Origin of the sequence: Pseudodesulfovibrio tunisiensis (assembly GCF_022809775.1) — a bacterium.
Classification (GTDB): Bacteria; Desulfobacterota; Desulfovibrionia; order Desulfovibrionales; family Desulfovibrionaceae; genus Pseudodesulfovibrio; species Pseudodesulfovibrio tunisiensis.
Window position 1 is genome coordinate 1,398,381 of the sequence record NZ_CP094380.1, and the last position, 19,448, is coordinate 1,417,828.

The 19,448-nt window shown below is 60.3% G+C and carries 20 protein-coding genes and 1 pseudogene; 6 read left to right on the forward strand and 15 right to left on the reverse strand.

All coding sequences use genetic code 11. From position 1 onward, the window contains the following. Positions 1-17 precede the first annotated feature (17 nt). From MPN23_RS06980 to plsY, 5 genes are all read left to right on the forward strand, one after another. Positions 18-1,292, forward strand: a complete 1,275-nt coding sequence (locus MPN23_RS06980; RefSeq protein WP_243546979.1) for an IMP cyclohydrolase — start codon at positions 18-20, stop codon at positions 1,290-1,292. A gap of 88 nt (positions 1,293-1,380) precedes the next feature. After that, positions 1,381-3,432: a ribonuclease catalytic domain-containing protein gene (locus tag MPN23_RS06985; RefSeq protein WP_243546980.1), complete on the forward strand. Its 2,052-nt coding sequence runs from the start codon at positions 1,381-1,383 to the stop codon at positions 3,430-3,432. Between the two features lie 36 nt (positions 3,433-3,468). Then, complete coding sequence (locus tag MPN23_RS06990; RefSeq protein WP_243546981.1) at positions 3,469-4,524, forward strand: FAD-dependent oxidoreductase; 1,056 nt, start codon at positions 3,469-3,471, stop codon at positions 4,522-4,524. Between the two features lie 9 nt (positions 4,525-4,533). Beyond that, positions 4,534-5,049 carry a 4Fe-4S dicluster domain-containing protein gene (locus MPN23_RS06995; protein ID WP_243546982.1) on the forward strand — a complete coding sequence of 172 codons (516 nt, stop codon included), beginning with the start codon at positions 4,534-4,536 and terminating at the stop codon, positions 5,047-5,049. Positions 5,050-5,130: 81 nt separating this feature from the next. After that, positions 5,131-5,721 (forward strand): glycerol-3-phosphate 1-O-acyltransferase PlsY, encoded by a 591-nt coding sequence (gene plsY, locus MPN23_RS07000; protein ID WP_243546983.1) that lies wholly within the window; start codon positions 5,131-5,133, stop codon positions 5,719-5,721. 96 nt (positions 5,722-5,817) lie between these two features. Here plsY and MPN23_RS07005 read toward each other — a convergent pair whose 3' ends face one another. From MPN23_RS07005 to MPN23_RS07060, 12 genes and pseudogenes are all read right to left on the reverse strand, one after another. After that, positions 5,818-6,714 (reverse strand): metal ABC transporter solute-binding protein, Zn/Mn family, encoded by an 897-nt coding sequence (locus MPN23_RS07005; protein ID WP_243546984.1) that lies wholly within the window; start codon positions 6,712-6,714, stop codon positions 5,818-5,820. After that, a complete protein-coding gene (locus tag MPN23_RS07010; RefSeq protein ID WP_243546985.1) occupies positions 6,714-7,619 on the reverse strand; it encodes a metal ABC transporter permease in 906 nt (301 codons plus the stop codon). Before MPN23_RS07010 ends, MPN23_RS07005 begins: the two co-directional genes overlap by 1 nt. A 3-nt stretch (positions 7,620-7,622) precedes the next feature. Then, a complete protein-coding gene (locus tag MPN23_RS07015) occupies positions 7,623-8,345 on the reverse strand; it encodes a metal ABC transporter ATP-binding protein (protein WP_243546986.1) in 723 nt (240 codons plus the stop codon). Then, a complete protein-coding gene (locus tag MPN23_RS07020; RefSeq protein WP_243546987.1) occupies positions 8,338-9,264 on the reverse strand; it encodes a metal ABC transporter solute-binding protein, Zn/Mn family in 927 nt (308 codons plus the stop codon). The genes MPN23_RS07015 and MPN23_RS07020 overlap by 8 nt, the downstream gene beginning before the upstream one ends. Continuing rightward, complete coding sequence (locus tag MPN23_RS07025; protein ID WP_243546988.1) at positions 9,261-9,938, reverse strand: DUF6162 family protein; 678 nt, start codon at positions 9,936-9,938, stop codon at positions 9,261-9,263. The genes MPN23_RS07020 and MPN23_RS07025 overlap by 4 nt, the downstream gene beginning before the upstream one ends. Continuing rightward, positions 9,935-10,615 carry an HD-GYP domain-containing protein gene (locus MPN23_RS07030; protein ID WP_243546989.1) on the reverse strand — a complete coding sequence of 227 codons (681 nt, stop codon included), beginning with the start codon at positions 10,613-10,615 and terminating at the stop codon, positions 9,935-9,937. Before MPN23_RS07030 ends, MPN23_RS07025 begins: the two co-directional genes overlap by 4 nt. A 99-nt stretch (positions 10,616-10,714) precedes the next feature. Then, positions 10,715-11,509 carry a DUF4198 domain-containing protein gene (locus MPN23_RS07035; protein WP_243547360.1) on the reverse strand — a complete coding sequence of 265 codons (795 nt, stop codon included), beginning with the start codon at positions 11,507-11,509 and terminating at the stop codon, positions 10,715-10,717. Positions 11,510-11,637: 128 nt separating this feature from the next. After that, positions 11,638-11,955 (reverse strand): hypothetical protein, encoded by a 318-nt coding sequence (locus MPN23_RS07040; RefSeq protein ID WP_243546990.1) that lies wholly within the window; start codon positions 11,953-11,955, stop codon positions 11,638-11,640. Then, the gene (locus tag MPN23_RS07045) at positions 11,955-13,040 is read right to left on the reverse strand and encodes a nucleoside recognition domain-containing protein (RefSeq protein ID WP_243546991.1); all 1,086 of its coding nucleotides are present in this window, start codon (positions 13,038-13,040) and stop codon (positions 11,955-11,957) included. The genes MPN23_RS07040 and MPN23_RS07045 overlap by 1 nt, the downstream gene beginning before the upstream one ends. A 79-nt stretch (positions 13,041-13,119) precedes the next feature. After that, positions 13,120-14,583 (reverse strand): annotated as a pseudogene (gene feoB / locus MPN23_RS07050) (ferrous iron transport protein B); the annotation flags it as partial. Further along, positions 14,472-14,738: a FeoA family protein gene (locus MPN23_RS07055; protein WP_341540104.1), complete on the reverse strand. Its 267-nt coding sequence runs from the start codon at positions 14,736-14,738 to the stop codon at positions 14,472-14,474. The pseudogene feoB and the gene MPN23_RS07055, both read right to left, overlap by 112 nt. A gap of 131 nt (positions 14,739-14,869) precedes the next feature. Continuing rightward, entirely contained in the window at positions 14,870-15,067 is a 198-nt protein-coding gene (locus MPN23_RS07060) for a FeoA family protein (RefSeq protein ID WP_243546992.1), read from the reverse strand. Positions 15,068-15,256: 189 nt separating this feature from the next. Here MPN23_RS07060 and MPN23_RS07065 point away from each other — a divergent pair, with 189 nt between their 5' ends. Continuing rightward, a complete protein-coding gene (locus MPN23_RS07065; protein ID WP_243546993.1) occupies positions 15,257-16,249 on the forward strand; it encodes a cation diffusion facilitator family transporter in 993 nt (330 codons plus the stop codon). A gap of 81 nt (positions 16,250-16,330) precedes the next feature. On the opposite strand, the gene hflX is transcribed toward MPN23_RS07065, so the two are convergent. From hflX to MPN23_RS07080, 3 genes are all read right to left on the reverse strand, one after another. Next, on the reverse strand, positions 16,331-17,929 hold the full coding sequence (gene hflX / locus MPN23_RS07070; protein WP_243546994.1) for a GTPase HflX: 1,599 nt from the start codon (positions 17,927-17,929) through the stop codon (positions 16,331-16,333). Between the two features lie 102 nt (positions 17,930-18,031). Then, positions 18,032-18,628: an IMP cyclohydrolase gene (locus tag MPN23_RS07075; protein ID WP_243546995.1), complete on the reverse strand. Its 597-nt coding sequence runs from the start codon at positions 18,626-18,628 to the stop codon at positions 18,032-18,034. Positions 18,629-18,807: 179 nt separating this feature from the next. Then, positions 18,808-19,371: a tetratricopeptide repeat protein gene (locus MPN23_RS07080; RefSeq protein ID WP_243546996.1), complete on the reverse strand. Its 564-nt coding sequence runs from the start codon at positions 19,369-19,371 to the stop codon at positions 18,808-18,810. Between the last annotated feature and the right edge of the window lie 77 nt (positions 19,372-19,448).

Consider the following 19,448-nt stretch of genomic DNA (forward strand, 5'->3'; position numbering starts at 1 on the left):
CCAATGGAGAGAGTGCCATGAGCGATCTGAAGCAGATGTACAAGACCCTTCAGCAGGATCCTTTTGCCGGGGAACTGACCCTGACTCTGGGTGACCAGAAACTGGTCTTCCGCAAACGGACCTGGGAAATCGACGGTGAGACAAAGGGCCTCCGCTATGGAGAGAACCCGGACCAGCCCGCCGCCCTGTTCGAACTGGCCGAAGGCGGCCTTGAAATCGGCGGCGTGACCTTCAAGGGTGCGGGCCGGGGTCTGGTGTCCTCCCTGTCCGAGGAGCACATGCTCCAGGCAGGCAAGCACCCGGGCAAGATCAACCTTACCGACGTGGACAACGGGCTGAACATCCTTCAGTACCTTTCCGCCAAGCCTGCGGCCGTGATTCTCAAGCACAACAACCCGTGCGGCGCGGCCTGGGACGAATCCGGCGTTGCCTCGGCCCTGAAAAAGGCGTTCGACGCGGACCGCATCGCGGCCTTTGGCGGCGCGATCATCCTGAACCGCAAGGTGGACATGGCCTGCGCCGATATCATCAACTCCGCGTACTTCGAGGTCGTGGCCGCCCCCGAATTCGATGCGGACGCTCTGGAATCCATCAAGCAGCGCAAGAACCTGCGCATCATGGAAATCCCGGGCATCAAGGAGCTCGACCAGTTCAGCCGGGAACCGTTTCTGGACATCAAGTCCCTGATGGACGGCGGCATGGTGGTCCAGTTCTCCTTCCGCAACCGCATCCTTTCGACAGACGACTTCATGCCCGCCGAAACCGAAAAGGACGGCAACAATTTCATCGCCCGCGCTCCGAACAGACAGGAAGCCGACGACCTGCTCTTTGCCTGGGCCGTCGAAGCCGGCGTGACCTCCAATTCCGTACTGTTCGTCAAGGACGGGGCCACCACGGCCATCGGCACCGGCGAACAGGACCGCGTGGGTTGCGTGCAGCTCGCCGTATCCAAGGCATACACCAAGTACGCCGACCTGCTGGCCTTCAACGAACTGGGCATGTCCCTGTTCGAGCTGCGCCTCAAGGCCGAGGAAGACGAAGACATGGCAGCCAAACTTGCCGACATCGAGGCCAGAACCAAGGAAGCCAAGGGCGGCCTGCCCGGTTCCGTGGCAGTGTCCGACGGCTTCTTCCCGTTCCGCGACGGCGTGGACCTGTGCATCGGTCAGGGCATCACCGCCATTGCCCAGCCCGGCGGCTCCATCCGCGACTGGGAAGTGATCCAGGCCGTGAACGAGGCCTCCCCGCAGGTGGCCATGGTCTTCACGGGCCAGCGTTCCTTCAAGCACTAGAGGCCCGATCATAACGAATCCACGGCCTCGCGGCCCAGTCGCCGCGAGGCCATTTGCGTCTTTTGAGACGCGGAAGTACAGGTACAGAATGAAAGCGACTTTCCTGAGCCCTACGGCCCGCCCCGGCAGCGTGGTGGAATTCATGCACGGCGATCAGCCCCAGCTTGCCTGGGTGCTGGAGGAGGCTTCGGGCAAGCTCAGGCTGTGGACCATCAACAAGCGCGAAACCAAACTGCCTGCGGCTCGGCTCCTGCCCTGGGGCGGCCCGGTATACAGCAACAATCTGAATAGGCAGGAAATCCAGGACAAGCTCAACGCGCATCAGGAAAAGCGCGGTGAAATTCAGGCGTCCATCAATGTCATGGAGCTTTGGGATCTGGCGCAGGGAGAAATGGAATCCGCGCCCCTGACCTGGTTCGCAGACTTGCTCTGGGACACCCCCGGGCCGGATCATTTTGCTGCCCTTGGCCGGGCCATGCTTTCCGCCAAGACGCACTTCAAGTTCCGTCCGCCGGAATTCGAGATATGGCCCGAGGAAAAAGTTCAGGAACGCATGGCCAAAGCCGCCGAGGAAAAGGAGCGGGAAGGCGTCATCGCAGCCGGGCAGAAGCTGTTCAAGCCCATGTGGAACGCCCATCTGAACGGCGCGAAATACGAGGCCCCGACCATGGAGCCGGAACTTGCCAAAGGACTCGAAACCCTGCTTCGGAACAGGATTGCGGACAATCTGGACGACAACGGCGAAAAGATATGGACCGCCGTAAGCAAGGGACTTCCCGAGCATCCACACCTCGCCCTGCTTCTGGCACAGACCTGGGGCGTGCTTCCCAGACATCACAATTTTCATCTCGATCTTGCCGGGTACGCTTGGGGCGATGATTGGAGCGAATCCTTTTCCAATGAAATCGATTCGTTGAAAAAAGCTTTGTCCAATGAGACTCCGGAAATCGATCCGACACCCTTCATCAGCATCGACTCGGCCACAACCCGGGACATCGACGACGCGTTCGCAGTGGAAACACTGGACACGGGCTGGAAGCTTTCCATTGCCCTTGCCCGTCCCGTGGCCCACTGGGAATTCGGGGCAGAACTGGATCAGGCCGTGTTTCATCGCGCCACCAGCCTGTATCTGCCCGAGGGCACCGGCCACATGATGCCGGAAACGCTGGGCACCGAGCTGTACAGCCTGATTCAAGGGCTAAACCGTCCGGCACTGGTCACGGATTTCTGGTTTGACAGGGACGGCGCGCTTCTTCGCACTGCCCCCAGACTGACGTGGGTGAACATTTCGGCCAACATCACCTATGAAGAGGCCGAGGAGCGCATCCGTTCCGGTTCGGACAAGGCCATGTGCGCGGCTCACGACCTCGCGGCCAAGCTGCTTGAACATCGCCTCCGGTCCGGTGCCTGCGTGATCCGCAAGCCCGAACCCATTGTCAAGGTCGAGGGCGAAGGTGCGCAGGCCAAGGTCGACATCCGACTCAAGCAACCCTGCACCGCGTCGGAACTGCTGATCAGCGAATTCATGATCCTGACCAACAACGGATTGGCCAATTGGGCCCGGGACAACAATGTTCCCCTGCTGCACCGCACTCAGGCCATAGCCCTGCCTGTGGACGCGGTGGGCATCTTTACCGAGCCCGCGGAAATCCTGCGCACGGTCAAGCTGCTTCTGCCTCCGACGCTGGAAACCACGCCAAAACGTCATGCCGCGCTCGGAGTGGACGCCTATGCGCCCATTTCCTCACCCTTGCGGCGCTACACGGATTTCATAAACATGGCTCAGGTCCAGTCCTTTCTGGAAACCGGAGAGCCCCGTCTGGACAAGGAAGAACTCGACACCCTCGCCACCCACCTCGGCATCCGGATTCAATCGGTATCCCAGGTACAGCGTTTCCGCCCCCGCTATTGGAAACTGGTCTATCTGGCCGCGCACAAGAAGGAACTGCGCTCCGCCGTACTGGTGGACGAATCCGGCCCCATGGCCACACTGGCCATGCCCGAACTCCAGATCAACGTCCGGCTGCCCAAGTCCATGCTCGGAGAAAAGCTCCTCATGGGACAGCGCTTTCAGGTCAGATTTTCCAGAATCGATCCCCTGACCAATGAAATCCGGGTTGCCGAAGCTCTGGAAGAATAGCTTCGATGCCACTTCCCCCTTTTTTCGGAGATTGCCATGATTGATGCCATGAATTTCTGTTTTCTCACGAACACGCCCATGCCGCCCAACGGCCGAAGCGTGGCTGTGGTGGGCGCGGGTCCCTCGGGACTGGCCGCCGCAGGCTACCTCGGCGGACTGGGATATCAGGTGGACGTATACGACAAGCTGCCCAAGGCCGGCGGTCTCATGACCTTCGGCATTCCCGGCTACCGAATCCCCTCCCGCCGCATCGAGACCGGGGTCAAGCAGTTGGAACGCCGCTACGGCGTAAACTTCAAGCTCCAGACCAAAATCTGCTGCAGCGCTCCGCTGTATGAAGAGGAAGGCGACCACTTTTCCTGGGAAATGATCGCCCTGAGCGATCTGGTGGACACCCACAACGCGGTGATCATCTGCACCGGTTCCTGGAAATCCCGCCAACTGGGCATTCCCGGCGAAAAGCTCTCCGGCGTGTTCTCGGGACTGGAATTCCTGTTTCCGATTCGGGCCGCGCGCTACGATGCGTCCCGGGTCAAGACCCCGGACGTGGAGGGCAAGCGTCTGGCCGTGGTAGGCGCAGGCCATTCCGCCATTGACGTGGCACATTCAGCTCTGCACCTCGGCGCAGCCGAAGTCAGGATGATTTATCGACGCACCCGCGAAGAAGCACCCTGCGGCGAATTCGAAATAGACAGACTCGTGGAACTCGGTGCCATATGGTGCCCACAGGCCAGCCCCACGGAAGTACTGGGCACGGACCGGGTGGAAGGCGTGACCTGTTCGGTCAAGGGCTGCGACAAACCCGTGACCTACGAAACCGACATGCTGGTGGCGGCCATCGGCGAGATTCCCACTCCCCCCTTTGCCGACAAGCTGGGCATGGACAACATCCGCCGGGGCGACGTGCGCTGGCTGAACATGACTGCCGTGGACAACGTGTTCGTTGCCGGAGACGTACTCACCGGGCCGAGCAAGATCGGCAAGGCCGTGGAAAGCGGTCTCAAGGCAGCACGTTCACTGGACAACTGGCTGGAGCTCAAGGCCACGGACCCGAAAGCGGAATTTCATCCCCACGGATATTTTTGCAAGTAACAGGCAAATATGGACTCGAACAACAAGACTCTTTACGTTGACTACAGCAAATGCATCGGCTGCGGAACCTGCGAGGCAGTCTGCGGCTTCATTCACGACACTCCACGCATCCACATGACCCGCATGCGCGATGGAGTCATGGTGCCTCTGTACTGCCGTCACTGCGAGGACGCACCCTGCATCAAGGCATGCAAGAAGGGCGCACTGCGCAAGGACCGGGACGGAGCCGTGGTGCTCCAGACCATGCTGTGCCGGGGCTGTGAAACCCGGCAGTGCATTCTCGCCTGCCCCTACGGTGCGATTTTCACCACGTCCACAGGCGTTGCCGTGCGCAAATGCGACCTGTGCGCCAGCCGCCGCGACCTTGGGCAGAAACCGGCCTGCGCAGAAATGTGCCCGTGCGGAGCCGTCACCTTTGTGGACCGGGATCAGATTCCCGAGCTGAACACCGAGGCGGCGGAAATCTCCCTGAAAAAAGTAATCCGGCATATCCGCCCGGCCATCAAGCGACCGCCGAGGTCGTAATCCCGGGACCGGGACTTTTCAAGCCCTTGCAAAGCGGGTAAAGAAATTCGCGGATTCCGCAAAACCGTCAGGAGACATTCCATGCTCTACATCATCTGGCCGATCATGGCCTATATTCTGGGCTCCATCCCGTTCGGACTGGTCATTGCCAAGACGTTCTGCAACATCGACCCGCGCACGGACGGCAGCCGCAACATCGGCGCGACCAACGTGGCCCGGCTCTGCGGCGTGCAGTTCGGCGTGGCCGCTCTGGTGCTCGACCTGCTCAAGGGCTTTGTGCCCGTGCTGCTGGCCTCCACCTGGAACGACTCTCCGCTCTTTCTGAGCTTTGTCATTCTGGGCGCCATCTTCGGCCACATCTTTCCCTGCTTTCTCCACTTCCGGGGCGGCAAGGCCGTGGCAACCACGGTGGGCACCTTTTTCGCGGTCAGCTTCTGGAGCACCTTTTTCTCCGGCGCGCTCTGTCTGGCCGTGGTCGCCCTGTCCGGTCACGTATCCATGGGTTCCCTGACACTGGCACTGGCCATTCCCGTCTTTCTGTTCCTGACCGGCAACTTCGGGTTCGTGCCCGTGGGCATGCTCGTGACCCTGATCCTGTTCTGGCGGCACCGCGACAACATCTACCGCCTTGCGCGCGGCGAGGAGAATCCCTGGCTCAAGTCCAGCAAGTAACCACCCCGCCTGCACTCGAAAAGCAAGGGCCGGGAAAGACGCTATGTCTTTCCCGGCCCTTTTCCCACTTGCGGTCGGGCCCGAATCGAACATCGGCTATTGCAAGGCTCGCCGCAACTTCTCGAGGTTCCTTTCAAAAGTATCCGCTATCAATCTTTCAGCAGCGTCTCCGTTGTCGTGAAACGTCTCCGGAACAACCGGAACGGCTCCGGCCCGGCGCATGGCCTGCAAGGGCACGCCTCCCGGTTCCCATGCGCACACAACGGCCTTGACGCCGTTCTCCCGAAGCTCTTCCGCAAAGGCATCGCCCTGCTCCGAGGTCCAATCCTGCTCGGGCCGGGAAAAACAGCCGATCACGTCAAGGCCGAAGCCATCCGTCAGATAGCCGAAATTCGGAGTCATGGCCGCCACGGTCACGGATTCCGATTCCGCAAACGCCATTTCATACCGGGTACGCAGGGCAAACAGGGTTGTCTGCAACGATTCGAGATTGTGCCGAATGCGGTCCCGCTGTCCGGGAAACAGCCGTTCCAGATCCGCGGCCGCAATGGCGGCCATGCGCGCCATGCCCGCAGGGCCTCGCCATGCAAATGGGGAAACCCTGCCCTGCACCGAGAGAAGCGGCACACCGACCCCGGAACCATCCAGGGGCCGGGCCGCGTCAATGTGCACGATGCGGATGTTGGCCCGCCTCGCCCACGGATACAGGGGATCTTCGGGCCAGGCCGACGCAATGGAGAGGACGGCTTCGGCCTTTTCGGCCCGTTCCCGGAATTCGGGAAAATGTCTTTTGCAATACGCGGCATGGCCCTGCATGGAATAGCCTGCCGGAACAGCGCGTTCCACATGAATGGATGTCCCTTGGCACAACGCCCGTCCCATCAGCAGCGTGGCATCCAGAGAAGCCAGCACGACCGGTACGGACTGCCCGGCACGGACCGGAACGGCCAGACTCATCACCACGAACAGCCCCAACATGATTCGGAAAAACATCAGACCGACGCCTCCTTGAACGATCCGCAACAGGCACGAACAAACGCGGTCAGGGCGAATATGCACGATGCGGCCAGAATGATGGCCCCGCCCGAGGGCACCGGTATCTCGAACTGCATGGGCACGATGACCCCGAGCAGGCAGCTTGCCGAGGCAAACGTCATGCTCAGGAAGAAGAATCCGCGCATGGACCGGCTCACGTTGCGCGCGGCTGCAGCCGGAATGATGAACAGGGCCTCCACCAGCACCGCGCCCACGATCTTGAGCGAAGCCACGGTAATGAGCGTGATCATGAGAATGAACACGTAGTCGTGCAATTTGGCGTTCACCCCGCGAACCTGCGCCAGACTCGGGTTGAATCCCGCCAGCAGCATCCGGTTGAACAGGGGAATGCCCAGTCCCGCGCACAGGATCGTGATGATCAGCAGCACGTTCATGTCCGTATCATTCACCGTGAGGATGGAGCCGAACAGAATGTTGTCCAGAACATGCATGTTCACGCGCCCGGTCACGTACAGCAGCACGCACGCGCCCACGGCCAGCGACACGGACAGAAACACGCCGATGACGGTATCCGGAGACATGCGCGTCCGGTTGCGCGTATAGTTCATGAGCAGACCGAACAGGATGCAGAATCCGAACAGCGAGGCATAGGGCGCGGTCACGGGTTCGCCCAGTACCACGCCGAGTGCCACGCCCGTAAGCGCGGCCTGCCCCACTGCCTGAGAGAAGAATGCCAGCCGCTTGCTCACCACCATGGTGCCGATGCCGCCGAGCAGCGGTCCGATGAGCAGGGAGCACAACAGGGCATTGACCACGAACGCATACTGAAGAAAATCCGGCAGCACGCCGGATCGGCCCCATTCCATGAGCGGGACTCGAATCAGGTCATACAGAAAATCCATACGTCAGGCCGCCTTTGCCGAGGAAAAGATGGAAAACACGCGATCCGGGGTCAGCTCCGATTCCGGCGGACCGGAAAACAGCACGCGCCGGTTCACGCAGGTCACGGCGTCTCCGAGTTCGCGCACCACGGACAGATCGTGATGAATGACCAGCACCGTGGCTCCCTCGTCCCGAAATTCGCGACAAAAGGAACGCACCAGCTCATCGCCCTCCCTGTCCAGCCCGGTTGCGGGCTCGTCCAGAATGAGCAGCCTTGGCCTCGGAATCAGGGCCTGCGCCAACAGTACGCGCTGCCGCTCGCCCCCGGACAATGCGCCGAACAGCCGCTTTCGCTTGCCGGACATGCCCACGCGATCCAGCGCCTCGGCCACTTCGGCCCGATGTCTGCGTCCGAGCCCGAGAAATGCGGGCCGATGCTGGCAGGTCATGGCCAGAAAATCCTCCACGGTCATGGGCAGGGTACGGTCAAAGTCCAGCGCCTGCGGCACATATCCGATGGTTCTTGCCCTGCCCCACCGGATGCGGATGGTTCCGGTGTGCGGCATCTGCCCCAGCAGGGATCGCAGCAGCGATGTCTTGCCCCCGCCGTTCGGACCGATCAGGCAATGGATGGTTCCGGCCTCGACCGCAAAGTCGATGTGCTCCAATATGGAGCCGCCTCCGAGCCACAGCCCCACATCCTCGAAATGCAGGGAAGGTCCCATGTCCGCCCGTGGCCTAGCCATGATGTGCCTCCTTGTGCATGACTTGCGCATCCTCCAGAGCACGGGTCAGGGCTTCCAGATTGGCACGAATGCCCTTTTCGAAACCGCCAACCGAATATTCCCCGGCAGTCAGATGCGACAGATGCCGGATGCGCACCCCGGTTTCCTGATGAATCGTCTGCACGAACCTGTCCGGAAAATGCATCTCGGTAAACACCACCTCCACGCCGAGCCGCCGGATTTCCTCGATGGTCTTGGCAAGCTGGCTGGCCGTGGGTTTGAGTCCATGCCCCGGCTCGATCACGGCGGTCACCTGAAGTCCGAATTCCTGAAACAGGTAGTCGTACCCTCCGTGAATGGTGGCACACCGGAAATCAATGCCGGGCAGAGCGGCCACACGCTGCATGTACGCGGCCTTCATGCGCCGGAGCTTGGCGGCATAGGCCCGGGCGTTCCTTCGATAGAACGCGCTGTTGTCCGGGTCCAGTTCCGCCAGTCCGGCGGCAATGGTGTAAATCTGTCGAATGGATGCGGTCACGGACACGAAGGTATGGGGATTCACGATCCTTCGGCCATCCAGTGTGCCGGAGACCGGAATCAGGGACACATCCCTGTTCGCGAAGATCAGGGGCAGCTTCCCCTGCATTCCGGCGGCCTCCACGATCTCGAACGCGAATTCGTCGTGCCCGATGCCGTTGACCACCAGTGCATCCAATTCCATGCAGCGCTTGATGTCCTCGGGCTGTGGCCGGTAGTTGTGCGGGTTGAAGCCCTCTCCGATAAGCGGCACGACCTCGGCCCGATCCCCCACGATGTTCTTCACGAAGCTGTAATAGGGATGCAGGGTGATGCCGATCCGCATGCCTGACGCCTGTGCACCGGTCGCCTGAAGCAGCAATGCGCAGGCAACCAGCATGATGGCAATGCAACGACTCTTCATTGCTGAAATTTCCTTCCCCGGGCGTGCCGGGTTTCCTCTTCCCCGCTTCTGGCCACCACCTCGCGCCAGCCAGCACTGATGAGCGCCTGATCGGTCACGGATTCCGGCAAGGCCGGAGCCTGTTCGCGATGCATCCAGATTTCAAAGGGCGGGTGTGTGGGACGCACGGAGGCATTCCCCTGTTTCTTGACGTGCGAATGCAGCATGACCAGCAGAAACGCACCGGAAAAATCCGCGTCCTGCGGCGTTCCCAGATAGACGGCGATGTGCGATTCCCCGGTCGCCAGCACACTCCGGGTCCAGTTGAGCCGGCCGCTCCGGGTCCAGGCGGCATCACGTACAAAGGGCGGCACGAATTCACGTTCCAGCCGGGTCACGCCCGGCCATTCCCCGGCCAGTTCGCCGTGCATGGCCTCGATCTCCGGTCCTGCGGAGGTCAGGGCGTTGAACACCGCCAATTCCGCAGCGCCAAGATCGCCGAACGCACTCACACGCCACTCGGGCACGGTCTCTTCCCGAACGTCACCTTGTTGCAGCCAGATGAACAATGCACATGCACAAACCGTCATGACTGCCGCGAGCAGCACCAGTCTGGACTCGCACCCGGCTCCGGCCGGACGGACCATGACTTCCTGCACGGGATGCATTTCCTCCAGAGAACGTGCTCCGGTCATACCGCCACCCTCAAATCCCGCATGGTCCGCAAATAGTCCCGCACGGTGTCGCGTATTTCCAGCAGGGCCTCAACAACCAGAGGATCGAACTGGCTGCCGGAACAGCGGGCGATTTCCTCCACTGCCTGCCCGTAGCTCAGGGCCTTCCGATAGGGCCGATTCTGAAGCATGGCCGACAGGGAATCCGCAACAGCAATGATGCGCGCCCCAAGCGGAATGTCGAGCCCGGGCAACCCATGGGGATACCCGGTGCCGTCGAACCGTTCGTGATGATGCAGGATCATCCTGACAACGCCGTTCGTGCCGGAAAAACCCGTTACCGGAGCCATGATCCCGGCCCCTATCTGCGGATGTTGCTTGATGATTTCAAATTCCGCCGACGTAAGCGGTCCCTGCTTTTTCAGGATCGCGTCGGGAATGCCGATCTTGCCGATATCGTGCAGATGCCCTGCCACATGCAGAATGTCCGCCTGTCTGGCGGACAATCCCAATTCCAGGCCGATCGCCTGGGAAACCACGGCCACCTCTTCCGAGTGCGACCGGGTGCAATGATCCTTTGCATCGATGACATTGCCGAGGGACTCCGCAAACTGATGCACGGTCATGTGCACCGCATCCAGAATCTGGAATTCGCAAATATCTTCCAACTGCAACCGAGGTCTGTGTTCCGCAATCATTCCGTCTTCCCCCGCCCTCGCCCGGAGGTGCGGGAACGGGAGGGACCGTCCTCCGCACCCGGGGGAGGTGCGATGCGCCTGATTCCACGGCGCGAGTTGCTACATGTCCACGGCCTTGACCCAGATCACGGCGTCCTGAGACATTTCCTTGCCCTTGTGCTCGGTCTCGGGACCGACGCCCAGAGCGGCAAAGCCCCACCATCCGGCCTTGGGAATGCCGAAGGTGATGTACCCCTCGGAATCGGTGAAGATGGTCTGCGTCACGAACGCGTCGTGCGGGTAGTCCACGGAGGACTTGGCATGCATGACATTGGCCTTGAGGTCGGGCATGTGGCTCATGAACTCGACCTCGACCTCGGCTCCGGCAACAGGCTTGCCCTGAGACAAAACACGCGCCTTGAACACGTTGCCGGTCCACAGGCCGTAGGGCTTGATCAGGGGAACGATCTCGCAGGGCAGGCCCGCAGGCTCGGCCCAATTGCCGGGAATGCCGCCGACATTGGCCACGAGCTTGGTGATCTGCTGCATGTAGATGCCTTCTTCCTTCTCGAAATAATAGCCTGGCTTGAACACGAAGGTGTAGTCGCCCATGGAGCGTACCAGCTTCCTGGGAATCATGGCCTCGAAGCCCTTGCCCTTGGATTCGGGATTGGCCCAGTCGATCTCCTTGAGGTAGCCCTTGAGATCGATCTTCTTGGCCTTGTTGTCGCCGCGCTGGTACAGGGCGTAGAATTCCTGTGCTCCGCCCATGTCCATGGTATGACCGGCTTCGGCCGGATGCGTGAACACGAGACGGAAATCCATGTCTCCGCCCTTTTCCTTGGCGATCTCGGGGGTATACACCATCATGAAGTGCGCCTGTGCAGGCAGGGACATGACCATGAACGCAAACATGCACGCGGCGGTGATCAAACCTTTTTTCACTTTCCTTCTCCTTTTCATGATTTTGACAATCGTTATCAATACACTTCTGCAAAAAAGGCCGCCGGAGCCGAACGCTCGATTCCGGCGGCCATCAAAACCTATTCGACGATATCCGCGCCGTTGATCTCCACGCTGTGGCCTTCACCGGCGTCGAACAGGACGACGTAAGCGTCGCCGGGCTTCTTGAACGAGAATTCGCTGTCCGCATTCATCTTGCCGTCCTGAAGGACCTTCCCGGCGCCATCCAGTACGGACATTTTCACGCCAGCTGCGGAAGAACCATCCGAGAAGCCGCCCTCGCAAGTGACGGTGCCATCCCCGTTGTCAAAGCAGTCGCACAGGGGGCTGTGGGCAAAAGCATGTCCGGCAAAAGCGACCATGGCTGCAAACACCGCAAAAACAATCATCTTTTTCATCAGTTTGCTCCTCCTTCAGGGCAATTTTCATTTTTGGACAAATTCATGGGCAACCGATTTTCCGCTGCCCTTCTCTCGGGCAAAAAGCCCATTATCAAGGTGACGACCACGCAAAGGACGTAGAAGGCCCACATGGTCTGCACGCCGGTCAGGCCGAGCAGCGTGCCGCCGGTAAAAACCAGAGAGGCTACGAACAGCCCCAGCAAGGTCTGGTAGGCAATGGAGAACATCATCCATTTGCTGGAATTGGACTGCATGCGCACCATGATGGAAGCAGGCACGCATGGGGGATACAGGGCCATGAACAGCATCAGGGCCAGAGCGTGCAGCGGGGTAAACCCGGACTCGCCCGCCTTCATGCTCTCCTGAACCGAGGCATCGGAACCGTCCAGCCCGTAGATGGCACCCAGAGTGGCCGCGCTGTTCTCCTTGGCCGCAAACGCGGACAGGAGCGCGATGTTGATACGCCAGTTGAAACCGGCATACTGCGTCACAGGTTCCAGCGCGCGTCCGGCCATGCCGAGGAAGCTGCCCTCGAACCGTTCGGCTCGAATTTCGCGACGCAGCTTCTTCCGCGTTTTCACGACCTTCTTCAAAGCCTTGTTCAGCTTCTTGCCATCCTTGCCCTTGCGTTTGACCACGGAATAGTAGACCGGGTTGTCCTCGGCGAACCGGGCATTGATGGCATTGGATTTCTCCTGATCCGTGACGCCACGCTTGGCATTCTTCAGGGCTTCCTGAAACAGGATCAGGCCGAGCACATCGTCCTGCTGAATCTGGCCAGCATATTTGGTCGAGGCCACGGTCTTCATGAACCTTTCCATCGACGAACTCTGTTGCGCCTCGTACTCGGCCATACGCTCCCCGGACAGTCCCGGGAAGTTGATGAGTACGAAAACCACCACGGCAACAGCCACCACCACAGTCACGATCTTCTTCAGGAACAGCCAGATGCGTTCCAAGGCGCGCCGCAGCACGCCGCCCACGGTGGGCAGATGATAGGGAGGCATTTCCATGATGAATGGCGCGCTTTCCCGTCCCCGCAGCACGGTCATGGACAGCACCTTGGCAACAGGCAGGGCCATGAACAGGGTCACCGGTGGCGATGAAGAACATGGCCGAACCGGCCTGATCCGCAAAATACGCGCCGATCAGAACCAGATACAGGGGCACCTTGGCCAGGCAGTTCATCATGGGCACGATCAGGATGGTGGCCAGCCGGGCGCGCTCGTCCGGAATGGCCTTGGTGGCCATGACTCCGGGAATGGCGCAGCCGCCCACGTACACGCCGCCGAGAATCAGGGGCAGCGTGGACTGGCCGTGCAATCCGAATCTGCGGAACAGCCGGTCCAGAATGAATGCCATGCGCGGCATGTACCCGCTGTCTTCCAGAATGGCGATCAGGCCGAACAGCAGGAAGAAGATGGGCAGATAGTTGAGAATGGCAGTCGTGCTCTTCACCACCCAAATGCCCAGGGAACGAATCAGCGGGTCATTCAGAAATCCGGCATGAGGCAGCACGTCCGCAGTGAACGCTTCCAGCGCGCCCCAGATCGGCCAGGCCTGAAGGGCCAGCCAGTTGCCGAAGACAATGGCAATCTCATACAGCACGAACAGAATCGCAATGAGAATGAGCGGCCCGGTGAACCGGTTGCACACCCACCTGTCGGCCCTGTCGGACACGGTCTTGCGCCGCTCCTCGGGAAGCTTGACGAACTCCCGGGCAATCTGCGCGGCAGTGCGATGCCGGGCAAAGGCGATGTGCCGTTCGGGGAGCATGTTCGCCTCGTCGGAAAAACGCTTGCGAAGCTGTTCGGTCAGCCTGGCTATGGCTACGGCCTCGGCATGATGCCTTTCCAGCAGGGAATGCGCTTCCTCGTCATTTTCCAGCAGCTTTATCGCAAACCAGCGCACCGGATAGGCCGTGGACACAGTATGATCCGCTTCGATTTGTGCCGAAAGTTCGGTGATGTGCGGTTCCAGCGGACCGTAATCCAGCCTGAAGGGCTTTCCGGAGCCGGTATCCGCCACGGCGCGCATCGCTTCCTTGAGAAGCGGACCGCCCTGGCTCTTCTTGCCCACGGTGGGCACCACCGTGGCGCCGAGATGCCTGGCGAGTCCGTCGCAATCGACTTCGATCTGTCGCCGCTCTGCCACGTCCATCATGTTCAGGTTCACGACCAGCGGAACTTCCATCTCCAGAAGCTGCAACGTCAGATACAGGTTGCGCTTCAGGTTGGAAGCGTCCACCACGTCCACAACCACATGGGGACCGTCGTGCAGCAGGAAATCCCTGGCCACACGTTCTTCCAGAGAATAGGACGTCATGCTGTAGGTGCCGGGCAGGTCCACCAGTTCGACGCCCGTACCGTCGAGGGAAAACCGTCCGGTCTTCTTTTCGACGGTCACGCCCGGATAGTTGGCCACATGCTGACGGGCTCCGGTGAGCATGTTGAAAATGGTGGATTTGCCGCAATTGGGCTGCCCGGCCAAAGCGACAAGAAGCGTTTCGCGGGTCATGCCTGTTTCACCTCCACGTGCCGGGCCTCCTCGTGGCGAATGCTGACATGGTATCCGTCCAGTTCCAGCTCCACGGGATCGACCAGGGGCGCATTGCGAACCACGCATATCTCGGCCCCGGGGTAGAACCCGAGATCCATGAGACGCTGCCCCAACGCCCCTTCCGCGGTCAGATCGCTCATGATGCAACGCAAACCGGGATTCATTTCATCCAGTGTCATGGCACCTCTCCAACTTTTTTCGAAATTGAGTTTCATTATCATTAACTGGTTCAAAAAAAACCGAACCCACCTCCCTCAAGACGGAATCGGCGCACGCGACATTCCTTTCACCACTTTTCCCCCGAAGCATCTTCAGGGCACGATAAAAAGTTCGGAATCGCGCTTTTCCTACATCAGGCAACAAGCACTTTTTCGGCAATCCCTCTTTCCACCATGATGCGACCTTCGCCCGTGGAAATGATCATGGGGCCGTGTCCGTTGCTGACGACTTCAAGCAATATCCCGGGCATGATGCCCATGGATTCCAGACGCAGGCAGGCCCTTCGACCGGCATCCACGCCGACAACCATCACGGAATTGCCTGGAGCCACTGCTTTCAACGTTCTCTGACAATGCATATCCACCCCACCCTTCCCGGTGTTCGTTGATATTGAAAATGAATTTCGATCTCGTTAATAAACAGCCCGGCCCGGAGTGTCAACGAAAATATGAACAAATGTCGAAACATGCCTTCAGCATCCCGGCAACCTTGACGAAACCGCGCCGCAGAACCTAGAAAAATGAAAAGAGGAATCGTCATGCAGGAATCCCGGCCTGAAAACAGCCATTCTCCCAAGAGATACGCCATCTATTCGATCATCGCCTCGCTGCTGACCATCGCCCTGAAATTCGGGGCATGGCGCATGACCGGGTCCGTCGGGTTGCTGTCCGACGCCCTCGAATCCCTTGTAAACCTCACGGCAGCCGTGCTTGCGCTAGTGGCCCTGACCGTGGCCCTGCGCCCCTCGGATCACGAACATGCCTACGGCCACGGCAAGGCCGAATACTTCTCCAGCGGTGCAGAGGGCGTTCTGATCATTGTTGCGGCAGCAGGCATCGTCTATGCGGCAGCGGGCCGGTTCATGAGTCCCCAGCCTCTGGACAGCCTCGGCCCGGGCCTGATTCTGGCACTGCTCTCGTCCGGCGTGAATTTCGCCACGGCCCGGGTCATGCTGCGCGCCGCCAAACGCTTCGACTCCATCACGCTGGAGGCGGACGCCAAGCACCTGCTCACGGACGTCTGGACCTCGGCCGGGCTCGTGGCCGGACTGGCGGTTCTGCTCGTGGCACCGCCCTCATGGCAGATTCTCGACCCGATCATTGCCTGCATCATGGCCGCAAACATCGTGTTCACCGGATTTTCGCTGCTCAAGCGGTCCGTGGGCGGCCTCATGGACTATGCCCTGCCCAAGGAGGAAATCCGGGACATCGTCATCGCCATCCGCACCCATGCCGGGGAAAACGCCATCTATCACGCACTGCGCACCCGCAAGTCCGGCTCCACACGGTTCGTGGACTTCCACCTGCTCGTGCCCGGCGACACCACGGTCAAACGCGCACACGACCTGTGCTGCCTTATCGAGGATCAGATCGAGCATACCCTCAGGGATGTGGAAGTCACCATCCATGTGGAACCGCTCGAATCCGCCTCGTCATGGGACGGACGAAAAACCGGCGGTGTCTGCTCCGGTTGCGGCATGTGCTCGGCATCCGAAGTCCTCGAAAAGGAATAATCCTTCCACGCCACGCAAAAAGCCTCCCGCACGTTGCTGCGCGGGAGGCTTTTCTTCTGCCTGAAAATCAGGAAATGAAGACTACACGGTTCCCCAAGGCAATGAGGTCAGAATCGCATCCACCAACGGTTCCAGAGAGGCCCGGTCCAGGGCCGACGCCGGAATGCCGTCGGGATACAGATTCCGCATGGCTTCCCTGCCCTCTTCGTCGAGCTGGTCCCACTTGTTCAGCACCAGCAGACTCGGGAGCTCGCCCAGATCCATCTCGTCAAGGATGCTCCGGACCGCATCCACCTGCTCCTCGACTTCGGGATGGGACGCATCCGCCACCAGCACCAGCAGGTCCGCGGACTCCAGCTCCTCCAAGGTCGCGCGAAACGCCTCCTTGAGCTCGGGCGGCAGCCTGCGGATGAAACCCACCGTATCAGTGAGCACGATTTCCCGTTCCCGGGGGAATCGAATCCGTCGGCTGGTCGGGTCCAGCGTGGCGAAAAGCTTGTCCTCGGCAATGACCTCGCTCCGGGTCAGGGTGTTCAGCAGCGTGGACTTGCCCGCATTGGTATATCCCACGAGCGACACAATGGGCAGTCCGGCCTTGGCCCTGCGTTCCCGGGTCTGGCCACGCCGCTTGCGCACGGATTTCAGTTCATCCTTGAGCCGGGTAATGCGATCGCGAGCACGGCGGCGGTCGACCTCCAACTTGGTTTCACCCGGCCCCCTGCCGCCGATGCCGCCCATGAGCCGGGACATGGCCCGATTGCGGCCCACCAGCCTTGGCAGGGTGTAGCGCAACTGGGCCAGCTCCACCTGCAGCTTGCCGGAACGGCTCGTGGCGTGCTGGGCGAAAATGTCCAGAATGAGCTGAGTGCGGTCCAGAATCTTGCGTTCCGTGATCTCGGCCAGATTGCGCATCTGGGCCGGAGACAGTTCCTGATCGAACAGGATGACCGAAGCATTGCCTTGCAGGGCGCGCACTTCGAGCTCCGCCAGCTTGCCCTTGCCCATGATGGACTTGGGATTCTTCCTGCGCACCCGCTGAATCAGAGACCCCACGGACTCCAGCCCGGCCGTGTCCGCCAGTTCGGCGAGTTCGGCCAGAGACAGTTCCTGCACGGGCCGGGGCGTGTCGTCCACGCTCACCAGCAAGGCACGGTTCTCGCTGTCCGTTTCCCGCGCGGAAACCAGCCGCCGGAACTCGTCTTCCAGCGCCTCGGTCACGGCCAGCAGGTCAGCGTCCATGCGATCCCAACGCACGGGATCAAAAATTTCGTAGCTCCGCTCCTCGGGATTGGGCGGCAGCAGGTGGGCGAGTTGGGCGGTCTGCGGCCCATGCGTCGACACATTGAGCACGGTCACGGAATCCAGCCGCAGAAAAACCATGTCCATGAGGTCTTCCTGCGAAAGCTTTTCCTCGGTGAGATGCGTGTGCAGCAGCCGCAGGCCGCGCAGTCTGTCCGCAGCCTGACGTGCGCGGGGCAGTTCGGGAATGAAGATGGAGCGGTTGTCACCCACGAGCACCATTTCCGGGGTGCCCTGACGATTGATGAGCAGGCCGATCTGCCGCCCGGTTTCCAGGGAAATGTCCGCGAGCTCCCTCGCCTGTTCCCCGGTGTAATTGCCGTGCGCCGGATACCGACGCTGATACAGCCTGTTGAGCCGCTTGATCTGATTGGGTTTCAACCCCTGGAGGTTTCCCCTGGCCTTCTGAGCTATGGCGGTGCTCCTTTGCGAAAATGACCGCCCGCGCCCGTGCAGAGACGCGGACGGCCGGATGAATGGTCGCTACTTGTCGTGGGAAGCGAGGTACTCCGCGATCATGTTGTCGTATTCCGACACCATGCGGAAAGTTTCGGCGGCCATTTCCTTGCGCAATCCCAAGGTGATGCCGCCGTGCTCCTCGATTTCCTTCTGAACCCGGGCATAATGCTGCGGGCCGGGGACAACCAGCACGGAATGGAAGTTCTTGGCGGACGCCCGCAACATGCAGGGGCCGCCGATGTCGATCTGTTCCACCGCATCGCGGAGCACGGCCTGTTTTCTGGCGGCTTCCGCAAAATTATAGAGGTTTACACAGATGAGGTCGAACGGCTCGATGTTGAACTCCCTCAGGGTTTCAAGATGGCCTTCGTCATCCTTGTCAGCCAGAATGCCCCCGTGAATGTACGGATGCAGGGTCTTGACCCTTCCGCCCAGAATCTCGGGGAAATCGGTAACGTCGCTGACAGAGGTAACGGACAGGCCGGATTCCTGGAGCATCTTCCTGGTTCCCCCGGTGGAAACCAGTTCAACGCCACGCTCGGACAGGAATGCGCCGAATTCAGCCAGACCGCTCTTGTCGGTCACGGACAGAATGGCTCTTTTCACAGGCAACAGGTTCATGCACAACCCCCTCGTTGTTTTGTGAGGCTGTGCCAGATTTGCCCGCCAAAGGCAAGAAACGAACGCGTGCAATCACGCGGTTTTTCCCGGTTTCAAAACCCTACCTGCGTAGGCTGATTTTCCGCCCCGCCCACGAGGAACGGGACGGAAAATCAACGGGGAGGGGAGACCGTGGTTGTCTAGGACTCGAACTGTGCGAGCATTTCGCGCGCCGCTTCGAATTCCGGATCCATCTCCAGAATCCGTTCAAGCTGCGCTCTGGCCTCGTCCTTTCTGTCAAGGCAGACCAGGCATCCCGCGAGGGAGTATCTGACCTCGTGCTTGGACGGGTCGATCTCCAGATAGTTTTCCAGATGCGGGACGATCTCTTCCAGCCGGTCCAGTTCATGGGCGAGCCTGATCAGACTGAACAGGGCGACCATGTTTTCGGGATTGAGCCCGATGGCGCTCAGAAACAGGGAAAATGCGTCTTCCTTGCTTCCGCGTTCCATGCGGATCAGCCCGATGCCGGAAAAACTCTTGTCGGTCGGCTCGATCCTGTGGGCCTTTTCATACATCAGGAGCGCATCGTCGAGCGCGCCGCGCTGTACGGCCACGGTTGCGAGACCGAGGTACGGGTCGGGGTGAATACCATTGGAGCCGATGGCTTTCCGATAGTATTCCTCGGCTTTGTCCAGCTCACCCATGAACAGGTAGCATTCCCCGAGTTCCTTGTTGATTTCATAATCCATATGACCACTCATGCGATTTCCCCTCCAATTTTCCTGTCCGGCTGTCCGGACGGCAAAAGGATTCGGCCACTATTGGCCTGCACCATTCG

Bases quoted from the DNA above. Each gene is read 5' to 3' on its own strand.
- MPN23_RS07045 (WP_243546991.1), bottom strand. From the start codon at position 13,040: ATGGCCCTGCCTGTTGCCAAGGTGCTGTCCATGACCGTGCTGCGGGGA.
- MPN23_RS06980 (WP_243546979.1), top strand. From the start codon at position 18: ATGAGCGATCTGAAGCAGATGTACAAGACCCTTCAGCAGGATCCTTTT.
- MPN23_RS07055 (WP_341540104.1), bottom strand. From the start codon at position 14,738: ATGATAATGAAACTCAATTTCGAAAAAAGTTGGAGAGGTGCCATGACA.
- MPN23_RS07080 (WP_243546996.1), bottom strand. From the start codon at position 19,371: ATGAGTGGTCATATGGATTATGAAATCAACAAGGAACTCGGGGAATGC.
- MPN23_RS07025 (WP_243546988.1), bottom strand. From the start codon at position 9,938: ATGACCGGAGCACGTTCTCTGGAGGAAATGCATCCCGTGCAGGAAGTC.
- MPN23_RS07010 (WP_243546985.1), bottom strand. From the start codon at position 7,619: ATGGATTTTCTGTATGACCTGATTCGAGTCCCGCTCATGGAATGGGGC.
- plsY (WP_243546983.1), top strand. From the start codon at position 5,131: ATGCTCTACATCATCTGGCCGATCATGGCCTATATTCTGGGCTCCATC.
- MPN23_RS07020 (WP_243546987.1), bottom strand. From the start codon at position 9,264: ATGAAGAGTCGTTGCATTGCCATCATGCTGGTTGCCTGCGCATTGCTG.
- MPN23_RS07065 (WP_243546993.1), top strand. From the start codon at position 15,257: ATGAAAAGAGGAATCGTCATGCAGGAATCCCGGCCTGAAAACAGCCAT.
- MPN23_RS07030 (WP_243546989.1), bottom strand. From the start codon at position 10,615: ATGATTGCGGAACACAGACCTCGGTTGCAGTTGGAAGATATTTGCGAA.
- MPN23_RS07075 (WP_243546995.1), bottom strand. From the start codon at position 18,628: ATGAACCTGTTGCCTGTGAAAAGAGCCATTCTGTCCGTGACCGACAAG.
- MPN23_RS06990 (WP_243546981.1), top strand. From the start codon at position 3,469: ATGATTGATGCCATGAATTTCTGTTTTCTCACGAACACGCCCATGCCG.
- MPN23_RS07040 (WP_243546990.1), bottom strand. From the start codon at position 11,955: ATGAAAAAGATGATTGTTTTTGCGGTGTTTGCAGCCATGGTCGCTTTT.
- MPN23_RS07015 (WP_243546986.1), bottom strand. From the start codon at position 8,345: ATGGCTAGGCCACGGGCGGACATGGGACCTTCCCTGCATTTCGAGGAT.
- MPN23_RS06985 (WP_243546980.1), top strand. From the start codon at position 1,381: ATGAAAGCGACTTTCCTGAGCCCTACGGCCCGCCCCGGCAGCGTGGTG.
- MPN23_RS07005 (WP_243546984.1), bottom strand. From the start codon at position 6,714: ATGTTTTTCCGAATCATGTTGGGGCTGTTCGTGGTGATGAGTCTGGCC.
- MPN23_RS06995 (WP_243546982.1), top strand. From the start codon at position 4,534: ATGGACTCGAACAACAAGACTCTTTACGTTGACTACAGCAAATGCATC.
- MPN23_RS07035 (WP_243547360.1), bottom strand. From the start codon at position 11,509: ATGTTTGCGTTCATGGTCATGTCCCTGCCTGCACAGGCGCACTTCATG.